Here is a 10,916-nt window from a genome sequence, read left to right on the forward strand (position 1 = left end):
CTTAAAGCGGTCAATCACCACTTCGATGGTGTGTTTCTTTTGCAGCTCCAGCTTTGGCGGATCGGACAGGTCACACACTTCGCCATCGATACGGGCGCGGATATAGCCCTGGCTTGCCAGGTTTTCCAGCGTTTTGGTGTGTTCACCCTTACGCTCTTTAATGATTGGCGCCAGCAGCATCAGGCGTTTGCCTTCCGGCTGAGACAGCACGTTATCCACCATCTGGCTGACGGTCTGGGCCGCCAGCGGAACGTCATGATCCGGACAACGCGGCTCGCCCACGCGCGCATACAGCAGACGCAGGTAGTCATGGATTTCGGTAATGGTACCGACCGTAGAACGCGGGTTATGCGATGTGGATTTCTGCTCAATGGAGATAGCAGGAGACAACCCTTCAATGTGGTCGACATCCGGTTTTTCCATCAGCGACAGGAACTGACGCGCGTACGCCGAGAGCGATTCAACGTAACGACGCTGTCCTTCGGCATACAAAGTGTCGAAAGCCAGTGAGGATTTGCCAGACCCCGAAAGCCCGGTCACGACGATGAGTTTGTCGCGAGGGATTATGAGGTTGATATTCTTGAGATTGTGGGTGCGGGCGCCCCGAACTTCGATCTTATCCATTCACCTTTCCCGGTTGGAACACGGATTGCCTGATTTGTTTGAAGGACAAACGGCTGTCAGAAACGGCTAATTATGACACAAAATGACCTGTTTGAATATACAGTATTGGAATGCATTTTCTGATTCACTGTGTAACAATGTCGAGTCCGCGAGAGAACTCTGGAACATGCTACGCAACTATCAAAGTGTCGCATGGAAATGGTACACTCGCGCGTTTACACTATTAAGAAACGTATTCAGGAGACACGAACATGGCCAGCAGAGGCGTAAACAAGGTGATTCTCGTCGGTAATCTGGGCCAGGACCCGGAAGTACGCTACATGCCGAGTGGTGGCGCAGTTGCCAACATTACGCTGGCTACTTCCGAATCCTGGCGTGATAAAGCGACCGGTGAAATGAAAGAGCAGACCGAATGGCACCGCGTTGTGCTGTTTGGCAAACTGGCTGAAGTGGCCGGTGAGTATCTGCGTAAGGGTTCTCAGGTCTATATCGAAGGCCAGCTGCGTACCCGCAAATGGACCGATCAATCCGGTCAGGAAAAATACACCACGGAAGTGGTGGTCAACGTAGGCGGCACCATGCAGATGCTTGGTGGTCGTCAGGGCGGTGGCGCACCGGCAGGTGGCGGCCAGCAGCAGGGCGGTTGGGGTCAGCCTCAGCAGCCTCAGGGCGGCAATCAGTTTAGCGGCGGCGCGCAGTCTCGTCCGCAGCAGCAGTCTGCTCCGGCACCGTCTAACGAACCGCCAATGGACTTCGACGACGATATCCCGTTCTGATATCCAGACGCGTGAAACACAAAAAACCCAGACAATGTCTGGGTTTTTTTATAACAGGCTATCAGGTAATCACCATCGGCCAGTCTGGCGGAGTGTGGCTCATGGCTTCAACCATCACCACTTTAATGTTTTCCCAGACGGCGGCCATATCCACCAGCGTAATGCCGAGCAAACCTGTCGCGAACCAGCATGCGGCACCCAACCCTAACAGGGTGCTAATCACAGCAAGACCTGCGTAGTCGGACTTTCGGAACTGAATGTTTAACGTGCTGGCCAGGAACATCAAAACCGCGCTCAACAACGGCCAGCGCAGGAGCACCATGCTGGTGGTAATGGTTGCCATAAAACCCATCCTCGACAAAACAGACGAACTGGAATGAAACAATGTTTCTCGTTACATAAGATGTGTGAACTATATCACATTTGCTGTTTTATTCGCCAGTATCCTATGAGGTAAAAGTGGGTTTATAACCGGGGAAAATATATCGTACTCGCTCAGATCGGCGCTTAGCCGGAATTTTTATTTTTAATTCATTCAGATAGCAAAACCTTTGCAAAACACCCTCGGCTGTATAGCGTTTACAGCAGTATGTCTATGGATTATGCTTGTGTGGAACAATAAATGTACCCGCAAAAATAATTCATCACATTGAATTATTTGGATTTTTATTCTTTTTTAACACTCAGCATACTCTTTGATTTCGTGGTCTTATTCTTTTATTCAGATATGAGTTATTGCGGTTGCTCTCTCGATTAATGACCTGCGAAAAGATAATGAAAGAAAAAAGACGCGAGATTATTAACGACAGCATGCAGGCTCTGCACGCCCTGGCGAAGCTGATGCCACAACTCAACGCGCAGTGTTCGCCGGTTGAAATGCTGGAAATCATCAACAGCGCACTGGGGGCAAATCTCTCGTGGGTCAGTGTCGAATCCGCAGACGGGCCGCGCGTGGTTTGTGCCGGCGACGTGACGTGTCACGCCTTCAACGTGGCGGATTTTCTTGCCAGCACCCTGTTGCAACGGCATCACCGCGCCTGGCGCGTTATCTACTGGAAAGAGCATATTGGTCGGGCGGTATTTTCCCCTCAGCACCCGGGCTATGCGCGGCTGCAAAGCGGCGTGCTGTGTAAACTCTCAGCGCATGGCAGACAGTGCAGTGGTTATTTCTTTTTGGCTTTTAATGAAAAACTGACCTCGTTACCGATATTGAAAAATATCGTGGTGGTATTGGTCGAGAAGCTAAAAGATTATTTTGATGACATCATCGTGCGGGAAAAAACAGCGCAAGAGATGCAGCGCGTCGTCACGCAATATAAAACTTTATTTGAACGTGCTCCGGTATTGATGAACGCCTTTGACAGGCATAACCGGTGTGTATTGTGGAACGCCGAATGCGAAAAAGTCTTTGGCTGGAGTATGACTGAAATCGGCGAGCACCCCGATCCGCTGGCCCTGTTTTACCCGGATCCCGAGGAGCGACAGCGCGTGCAGGAGTCGGTTCGTTTCGCACCACTTAAGGATATGTACGAATGGCACCCGGTGCGTAAAGACGGGACGCCGTTAACCATCCTCTGGTCAAACATCCTTTTACCGGATAACTCCATTCTCAATATTGGCCTGGATATCACCGAACGTAAAAAAGCAGAACAGCAGCTGACCGTCAAAGCCACCACGGACGATCTGACGGGCTGTCTGAATCGCTCGACATTTTTACAGCGGCTCAAAATGGCGCTGGCAGCCAGTTCGCCGCAGGATGTCAGTAGCCATTTCTGTCTCCTGATGTTCGATCTCGATTATTTCAAGCAGATCAACGATCGGTGGGGACATCAGGTTGGCGATGCGGCATTGATTCACTTTTGCGACCGTATTCGCGAAGTGAGCCCGGCCGGGTCGGCACTGGGACGGGTAGGGGGCGAAGAGTTTGTTCTTCTGCTGGCGCGTACGGATGGTATGGCCGCTACGTTGCTCTCTTCCCGGCTGCGTGCCGCGCTGATCTCAAAACCGCTGCGTGTGGGCGATAAAACGCTGGTACTCTCTTTCAGCGCCGGGGTGGTTGAAGTCTGTCACGGGCAACGGGATACTTCTGCCATACTGATGCGTGCTGATAAGGCATTATATGACGCCAAGCGTACAGGAAGAGGAAAAACGGTTCTGGCGTCTGATTATTTATAAATCAGCATAAGAACAAAGAGCAGGCTATTTCAGCCAACGAATTTTCCACACCTGTCGCGGGTAATTATTATCCTTATCAGAAACGAAATGAATACTTTTAGTTTGGCTTACGGGAAAATATTATCGGCATCACGAATTTTAGGATTTTTAATACCAAAAGTCAGTTGCTAACTTCCCATGATTCATGCAACGTAATCACCTGTTTATCAAAGCAGCCGGTCTTCATTGCTACAGGCGTACAACATGCAGGGATACAGAGCGGGAAATGAATCGTAGCGCGCGGCGCAAAATGCTCAAAGCGGTCGGGATTATCATGGTAGTTATGCTGCCGGTGATGCTTGCGCTATGGTTTGCCCAGCTTAGAGCCGTGTCGGAAATCAGCGCTCAGCTGCGCACGTTTGCTGAACTTGCTTTAAACAAAACTGAACGGGTTATTCAACAGGTTGATATGGCCCGGGAAGACGCAGAAAAATATCAGGGTAAAGTGTGTACGCCGGAGCATCGTCAATATATGTTGAACGTTTCCCGCGGTCGCCTTTTTGTTGCCGATTTAATTTATGCTGAAGGCCAGGACTTTCTCTGCTCGACCCTTTTTACGCCGGATCATCCTTACATCATCCCCGCTGCCAATTACACACGTAAACCCGACGTTGCTATCTATTATTTTCGCGATACGCCATTTTTTAATGGTTATAAAATGATATATATGCAGCGCGGAAATTATGTCGCAGTGGTCAACCCGCTTTCGTACAGTGAGGTGATGTCAGACGATCGTTCCCTGTCGTGGGGAGTGTATGACACCATCAGCAATGCATTCTTTTCTGTGAGTCAGAAAGCCAATATTTCTTTATTGCATTCGATGCTCCGACATCAGGAAACGACTTTTCAGAAAGATGACCGTTTTTATACGATTGTAAAATCAGAGCAGAGGCCCATTGCGGCTATTGTTTCAACGTCCAATGCCCGTTTTTATAAAACGCTTTATCATCAGGCTACTCTGACGCTACCGCTGGGGATGATTTGCAGCATTATTATTTTGCTGGTGTGGTCGCGAACACACCGTGAATTCAATTCGCCTGGCCGACTTCTGCACCGGGCGCTAAACAAACGCCAGCTGTGCGTCCATTATCAGCCCATTATTGATATAAAAAATAACCAGTGCGTGGGAGCAGAGGCGTTGTTGCGCTGGCCAGGATTCAACGGTCAGGTTATGAGCCCGGCGGAATTTATTCCCCTGGCCGAAAAAGAGGGGATGATTGAGCGTATTACGGATTACGTCGTGGAGGAAGTGTTCACCGATCTGGGCCATTTTCTTGCCGCTCACCCCGATCTGTATGTCTCGATTAACCTGTCGGCGTCGGATTTTCACTCTTCGCGTCTTATCGCCCTGATCTCCGACAAAGCCCGCTTTTACTCGGTTCGCGCGCAGCAAATAAAAATTGAGGTGACGGAGCGGGGGTTTATTGACGTGCCGAAAACCACGCCGGTCATTCAGGCGTTTCGCCAGGCGGGGTATGAAGTGGCGATTGATGATTTCGGAACCGGCTACTCTAACCTGCATAACCTCTATTCGCTGAACGTCGATATCCTGAAAATCGACAAATCTTTTATCGATACCTTAACCACCAACAGTACCAGCCACCTGATTGCCGAGCACATCATTGAGATGGCGCAAAGCCTGCGGCTGAAAACCATTGCGGAAGGAGTCGAGACGGGGGAGCAGGTGAGCTGGCTGCTGAAGCGTGGCGTGCAGTATTGTCAGGGATGGCACTTCGCGAAAGCGATGCCGCCCCAGGCATTTATGGCCTGGCAGCAGCAACCCTTGCGTTAACACGCATTAATTGAGCTGATGGCGGTAGTCGCTCGGCGTACGGTCAAACTCGCGGCGGAAGACGCGGGAAAAGGTCTGCTGCGACACATAGCCCAGATCCATTGCGATATCAAAAATGGGCCGCTGCGTTGAGCGTAACGCCTGCGCCGCCAGCAGGAGCCTGCGCTGGCGAATGTAGTCACCCAGCGTTTGATGCATTACGGTGCGGAACATTCTCTGTAAATACCATTTCGAATAGCCCGACTTCTTAGCGACCACATCAATGTTCAACGGCTGGTCGATATGTTCATCAATCCATTCAATAAGCGTCTGAATAATTTGCTGATGCGACATAAGGTTACCCCTCTGTGGAGACATCTGTCCTGGTTGATTCGTCGTTTTCTCTGCGGGGGAGTATAATTCCTCAAGTTAACTTGAGGTAAAGAGGTTTTATGGAAAAGAGATTACCGCGCATCAAAGCGCTGTTAACCCCCGGTGAAGTGGCGAAACGAAGCGGCGTGGCGGTGTCGGCGCTCCACTTCTATGAAAGCAAAGGGTTAATAAAAAGTATCCGTAACGCCGGAAACCAGCGGCGCTATACCCGCGATGTGCTCCGCTACGTGGCGATTATCAAAATTGCGCAACGTATCGGCATCCCCCTGGCTACCATCGGCGACGCGTTCGGCGTATTGCCGGAAGGACACTCGCTGAGCGCGAAAGAGTGGAAGCAGCTGTCGTCCCAGTGGCGAGAAGAACTGGATCGTCGTATTCACACGCTGGTGGCCCTGCGCGATGAACTGGATGGCTGCATTGGTTGCGGGTGTTTATCACGTAGCGATTGTCCGTTGCGTAACCCGGGTGACAGGCTGGGCGAGCAGGGAACAGGGGCGCGGTTGCTGGAGGAGGATTGAGAGGTGTAGGCCGGGTAAGGCGCAGCCGCCACCCGGCAACAAGCATAAAGAACTAAAGCGCCACTAAGGGCGCTTTAGTTTTTTCCGGTCTTTGTCTTTCTCTCTATCCCGCTGGCTCACGGGAGGGTTTCCCCCGACATCAGTACCCCTCGTGTCGAGCTTGTGGAGAAGGTTCCGGTTTGTACTGACACTTTAATTCTATGCCCGGCCGCCGTTTTTGCCACCGGAGATGATGAGATTTTAGCCGAATTTTTTTCGTGAAGTTGTTCAGTTTTCTATAGTTAAAAAGTATGAATCACCGGAGAACATCATGCTAACGGTCCACCACCTTAACCAGTCTCGTTCCCATCGCGTCCTCTGGGCGCTGGAAGAGCTGGGTCTGACATATGAGATTGTGCGCTACCAGCGCGAAAAAACCATGCTCGCACCAGACGCGCTCAAAAAAGTGCATCCGCTGGGAAAATCCCCGGTACTGGAAGATAACGGACTGGTTCTGGCTGAATCAGGCGCGATTCTGGAATATCTTCAGGAAACGTACGATTCGGCGTCACGATTCAAACCGTTAGATCCCGCTCATAAAGTGCAGTATCGCTTCTGGCTGCATTACGCCGAAGGATCTTTGATGCCGCTGCTGTTAATGAAGCTGGTATTTAACAGCCTCGGCAAACCCCCCGTCCCGTTTGGCCTGCGCACGCTGGGTAAGGCGCTGGGGCAGGGGGTGCAAAAAGCGTATCTCAACCGCCAGCTGGAAACGCATGCGCGCTTTATTAACGACCATCTTGCCGAAAACAGCTGGTTTGCCGGCGATACGCTGAGCATGGCTGATATCCAGATGAGTTTTCCCCTCTTTGCCCTGCTGGCGAGAGGCGGCATCGACAATCTCGACCACATAGCGGCGTGGAAACAGAGAGTGGAGGCACGTCCGGGCTGGCAGACAACGCTTGCGAAAGGCGGCCCGCTGACAATACCCGGCGGGGGATGAAATGTAACGAAATTGCGCATGGACGATAACGTTTGCGCATCCTCTGCTTAATTCTTCATCGTCATGAGGCAATTTTAGCGAAAAACGAGAAAGTTCAGTTGAAAAGGGCGGGTATTAGGCTAGATAATCGTTTGCCTACATTTGACCACCCGTTTTGTAAGCGCGGAGCTAAACGTTTGCTTTTTTTGTGACGCCCCTTTCGTCGCAAACGCAGCACAAGGATTTGACGTTTCGCTGGCAGTGGAGTCTCCACCACGCTTACGGACTTTCAATAAAAATTTTCAGGGGATGTTTTCTATGTCTACGCCATCTGCGCGTACCGGCGGTTCACTTGACGCCATGTTTAAAATTTCTGCTCGCGGCAGCACCGTGCGCCAGGAAGTTGTTGCCGGTCTGACGACGTTTCTGGCGATGGTGTACTCCGTCATCGTGGTGCCGGGCATGCTCGGCAAAGCCGGTTTCCCGCCAGCGGCGGTCTTCGTTGCCACCTGCCTGGTTGCGGGTGTGGGTTCGATTGTGATGGGCCTGTGGGCGAACCTGCCGCTGGCGATCGGGTGCGCCATCTCCCTGACCGCGTTTACCGCCTTCAGCCTGGTGCTGGGCCAGCATATCAGCGTCCCGGTAGCGCTCGGCGCGGTGTTCCTGATGGGTGTACTGTTCACCGTGATCTCTGCTACCGGCATCCGTAGCTGGATTTTGCGCAACCTGCCGCAGGGCGTGGCGCACGGCACCGGTATCGGCATCGGCCTGTTCCTGCTGCTGATCGCCGCCAACGGCGTGGGTCTGGTCATCAAGAACCCGCTGGACGGCCTGCCGGTTGCGCTGGGTAACTTCGCGAGCTTCCCGGTGATCATGTCGCTGGTGGGTCTGGCGGTGATCATTGGCCTGGAAAAATTGAAAGTGCCGGGCGGCATTCTGCTGACCATTATCGGCGTGTCCATCGTCGGTCTGATCTTCGACCCGTCCGTTCATTTCTCCGGGATTTTCGCCATGCCGTCGCTGAGCGATGACAACGGTAACTCCCTGATTGGCAGCCTGGATATTGTGGGCGCGCTGAACCCGGTGATCCTGCCAAGCGTGCTGGCGCTGGTAATGACCGCGGTGTTTGACGCCACCGGGACCATCCGCGCGGTGGCGGGGCAGGCTAACCTGCTGGACAAAGACGGCCAGATCATTGACGGCGGCAAAGCGCTGACCACCGACTCCCTGAGCAGCGTTTTCTCTGGCCTGGTGGGTGCAGCGCCAGCGGCAGTGTACATTGAGTCCGCAGCGGGTACGGCGGCAGGCGGCAAAACCGGCCTGACGGCTATTACCGTTGGCGTACTGTTCCTGCTGATCCTGTTCCTCTCTCCGCTCTCTTATCTGGTGCCAGCTTACGCGACCGCACCTGCGCTGATGTACGTCGGCCTGCTGATGCTGAGCAACGTGGCGAAAATCGACTTTGCTGACTTTGTTGATGCCATGTCCGGTCTGATCACCGCGGTCTTTATCGTGCTGACCTGTAACATCGTGACCGGCATTATGATCGGTTTCGCCTCGCTGGTGATTGGGCGTCTGGTCTCCGGTGAGTGGCGCAAGCTGAACATCGGTACCGTTGTCATCGCCGTTGCGCTGGTGGCGTTCTACGCGGGCGGCTGGGCAATTTAAGTTATCCATTGATGCGAAAACGGGTGGCTCAGGCCGCCCGTTTTTATTTTCAGGACTCATCCCGTTGTCTTTTACGTTACTCTGGAGAGGATAGAATAAGAGGCACGACGCCTCAGGTTTGGCTTAAAAAGAAACACAGCAAACAGGGAACGCATGGAAATTTTCTTCACAATACTCATCATGACCCTTGTGGTCTCATTATCCGGGGTGGTTACACGCGTACTGCCCTTCCAGGTCCCCCTGCCTTTAATGCAAATAGCTATCGGCGCGCTGCTGGCGTGGCCGACGTTCGGTCTGCACGTGGAGTTCGATCCGGAACTGTTCCTCGTGCTGTTTATCCCGCCGCTGCTGTTTGCCGATGGCTGGAAAACGCCGACGCGCGAATTTCTTGAGCACGGGCGAGAGATCTTCGGTCTGGCGCTGGCGCTGGTGGTCGTTACCGTGGTCGGGATTGGTTTCCTGATCTACTGGGCCGTACCGGGGATCCCGCTAATACCCGCCTTTGCGCTGGCTGCCGTGCTGTCGCCGACCGACGCCGTGGCGCTGTCCGGCATTGTGGGCGAAGGGCGCATTCCTAAGAAAATCATGGGCATTTTGCAGGGCGAGGCGCTGATGAACGACGCTTCCGGCCTGGTCGCCCTGAAGTTTGCCGTGGCGGTAGCCATGGGCACCATGGTCTTTACCGTCGGCGGTGCAACCCTCGAATTCTTCAAGGTGGCGATTGGCGGTATCCTCGCAGGCTTTGTTGTAAGCTGGCTGTACGGTCGTTCGCTGCGCTTCCTCAGCCGCTGGGGCGGCGATGAACCGGCGACGCAGATCGTCCTGCTGTTCCTGCTGCCGTTCGCCTCTTACCTGATTGCCGAACATATCGGCGTGTCGGGCATTCTGGCGGCGGTAGCTGCGGGGATGACCATCACCCGCTCCGGCGTGATGCGCCGGGCGCCACTGGCGATGCGTCTGCGCGCGAACAGTACCTGGGCGATGCTCGAGTTTGTCTTTAACGGCATGGTATTCCTGCTGTTGGGCCTGCAACTGCCGGGCATTATGGAATCTTCGCTGATCGCGGCCGAAGCGGATCCAAACGTTGAAGTGTGGATGCTGTTTACCGATATCGTACTCATCTACCTTTCGCTGATGCTGGTGCGTTTCGGCTGGCTGTGGACGATGAAGAAGTTCAGCGTTCGCTTCCTGACCAAAAAGCCGATGGAGTTCGGCTCCTGGACCACGCGCGAGCTGCTGATTGCCTCTTTCGCGGGCGTTCGCGGGGCGATCACCCTTGCTGGTGTGCTCTCCATTCCTCTGCTTCTGCCGACGGGCGACGTCTTCCCGGCGCGCTACGAGCTGGTGTTCCTGGCGGCGGGCGTGATCCTCTTCTCCCTGTTTGTCGGCGTAATTATGCTGCCGATTCTGCTGCAGCATATTGATGCGGGTGACACCTCGCAGCAGCATAAGGAAGAGCGGATTGCCCGCGCGGCGACGGCGGAAGTAGCGATTGTCGCCATCGAGAAGATGGAGGAGCGTCTGGCCGCCGATGCCGAAGAGAACATTGATAACCAGCTGCTGAAGGAAGTCAGTTCACGCGTGATTGGTAATTTGCGTCGCCGTGCTGACGGACGTAACGACGTGGAAAGTTCGTTGCAGGAAGAGAACCTCGAGCGCCGTTTCCGCCTGGCGGCGCTGCGCTCCGAGCGTGCCGAGCTGTATCACCTGCGCGCGACGCGGCAGATCAGCAACGAGACGCTGCAAAAGCTGCTGCACGATCTGGATCTGCTGGAAGCGTTGTTGATAGAGAATCAGTAGCGCTGTAATTGCCCGGTGGCGCTGCGCTTACCGGGCCTACGTGCTCGATCGGTTCCCTCTCCCTATGGGCTGAGGGTTCCCCACAAATTAATGCGAGCACTGAGCAATCCCCTCGCCCCTCCGGGGAGAGGGTTAGGGTGAGGGGAACATACGGCGGTGGTGGTCATTCCGTTCACTTTATGTTCCTTGCT

The 10,916-nt window shown here is 53.7% G+C and carries 9 protein-coding genes and 1 pseudogene; 7 read left to right on the forward strand and 3 right to left on the reverse strand.

Annotation, left to right across the window (positions count from 1 at the left end; translation table 11 throughout):
* A pseudogene (locus tag HP459_RS16875) lies at positions 1-624 on the reverse strand (excinuclease ABC subunit UvrA); the annotation flags it as partial.
* A gap of 251 nt (positions 625-875) precedes the next feature.
* Here HP459_RS16875 and ssb1 point away from each other — a divergent pair.
* Entirely contained in the window at positions 876-1,400 is a 525-nt protein-coding gene (ssb1, locus tag HP459_RS16880; protein ID WP_003860284.1) for a single-stranded DNA-binding protein SSB1, read from the forward strand.
* 61 nt (positions 1,401-1,461) lie between these two features.
* On the opposite strand, the gene HP459_RS16885 is transcribed toward ssb1, so the two are convergent.
* The gene (locus HP459_RS16885) at positions 1,462-1,743 is read right to left on the reverse strand and encodes a YjcB family protein (protein ID WP_022646751.1); all 282 of its coding nucleotides are present in this window, start codon (positions 1,741-1,743) and stop codon (positions 1,462-1,464) included.
* A 431-nt stretch (positions 1,744-2,174) separates the two neighbouring features.
* On the opposite strand from HP459_RS16885, the gene HP459_RS16890 reads away from it, so the two are divergent.
* Both HP459_RS16890 and HP459_RS16895 read left to right on the forward strand, forming a co-directional pair.
* Entirely contained in the window at positions 2,175-3,575 is a 1,401-nt protein-coding gene (locus tag HP459_RS16890; protein ID WP_171936517.1) for a sensor domain-containing diguanylate cyclase, read from the forward strand.
* Between the two features lie 265 nt (positions 3,576-3,840).
* Positions 3,841-5,406 (forward strand): EAL domain-containing protein, encoded by a 1,566-nt coding sequence (locus HP459_RS16895; RefSeq protein WP_171936518.1) that lies wholly within the window; start codon positions 3,841-3,843, stop codon positions 5,404-5,406.
* Between the two features lie 6 nt (positions 5,407-5,412).
* Here the strand turns inward: HP459_RS16895 and soxS are convergent, their stop codons facing one another.
* Positions 5,413-5,739: a superoxide response transcriptional regulator SoxS gene (gene soxS, locus HP459_RS16900; RefSeq protein WP_003860277.1), complete on the reverse strand. Its 327-nt coding sequence runs from the start codon at positions 5,737-5,739 to the stop codon at positions 5,413-5,415.
* A 98-nt stretch (positions 5,740-5,837) separates the two neighbouring features.
* On the opposite strand from soxS, the gene soxR reads away from it, so the two are divergent.
* From soxR to HP459_RS16920, 4 genes are all read left to right on the forward strand, one after another.
* Positions 5,838-6,296: a redox-sensitive transcriptional activator SoxR gene (gene soxR / locus HP459_RS16905; protein WP_003860275.1), complete on the forward strand. Its 459-nt coding sequence runs from the start codon at positions 5,838-5,840 to the stop codon at positions 6,294-6,296.
* Positions 6,297-6,606: 310 nt separating this feature from the next.
* Complete coding sequence (locus HP459_RS16910) at positions 6,607-7,278, forward strand: glutathione S-transferase family protein (RefSeq protein WP_045309053.1); 672 nt, start codon at positions 6,607-6,609, stop codon at positions 7,276-7,278.
* 297 nt (positions 7,279-7,575) lie between these two features.
* Positions 7,576-8,925, forward strand: coding sequence for a guanine/hypoxanthine transporter GhxP (gene ghxP / locus HP459_RS16915; protein ID WP_022646757.1), 1,350 nt, complete (start codon positions 7,576-7,578; stop codon positions 8,923-8,925).
* A 153-nt stretch (positions 8,926-9,078) separates the two neighbouring features.
* Complete coding sequence (locus tag HP459_RS16920) at positions 9,079-10,725, forward strand: Na+/H+ antiporter (protein ID WP_022646758.1); 1,647 nt, start codon at positions 9,079-9,081, stop codon at positions 10,723-10,725.
* Positions 10,726-10,916 lie beyond the last annotated feature (191 nt).

Origin of the sequence: Enterobacter sp. CM29, assembly GCF_013179605.1 — a bacterium.
Classification (GTDB): domain Bacteria; phylum Pseudomonadota; class Gammaproteobacteria; order Enterobacterales; family Enterobacteriaceae; genus Enterobacter; species Enterobacter intestinihominis.

Bases quoted from the DNA above. Each gene is read 5' to 3' on its own strand.
- ssb1 (WP_003860284.1), top strand. From the start codon at position 876: ATGGCCAGCAGAGGCGTAAACAAGGTGATTCTCGTCGGTAATCTGGGC.
- HP459_RS16885 (WP_022646751.1), bottom strand. From the start codon at position 1,743: ATGGCAACCATTACCACCAGCATGGTGCTCCTGCGCTGGCCGTTGTTG.
- HP459_RS16890 (WP_171936517.1), top strand. From the start codon at position 2,175: ATGAAAGAAAAAAGACGCGAGATTATTAACGACAGCATGCAGGCTCTG.
- HP459_RS16895 (WP_171936518.1), top strand. From the start codon at position 3,841: ATGAATCGTAGCGCGCGGCGCAAAATGCTCAAAGCGGTCGGGATTATC.
- soxS (WP_003860277.1), bottom strand. From the start codon at position 5,739: ATGTCGCATCAGCAAATTATTCAGACGCTTATTGAATGGATTGATGAA.
- soxR (WP_003860275.1), top strand. From the start codon at position 5,838: ATGGAAAAGAGATTACCGCGCATCAAAGCGCTGTTAACCCCCGGTGAA.
- HP459_RS16910 (WP_045309053.1), top strand. From the start codon at position 6,607: ATGCTAACGGTCCACCACCTTAACCAGTCTCGTTCCCATCGCGTCCTC.
- ghxP (WP_022646757.1), top strand. From the start codon at position 7,576: ATGTCTACGCCATCTGCGCGTACCGGCGGTTCACTTGACGCCATGTTT.
- HP459_RS16920 (WP_022646758.1), top strand. From the start codon at position 9,079: ATGGAAATTTTCTTCACAATACTCATCATGACCCTTGTGGTCTCATTA.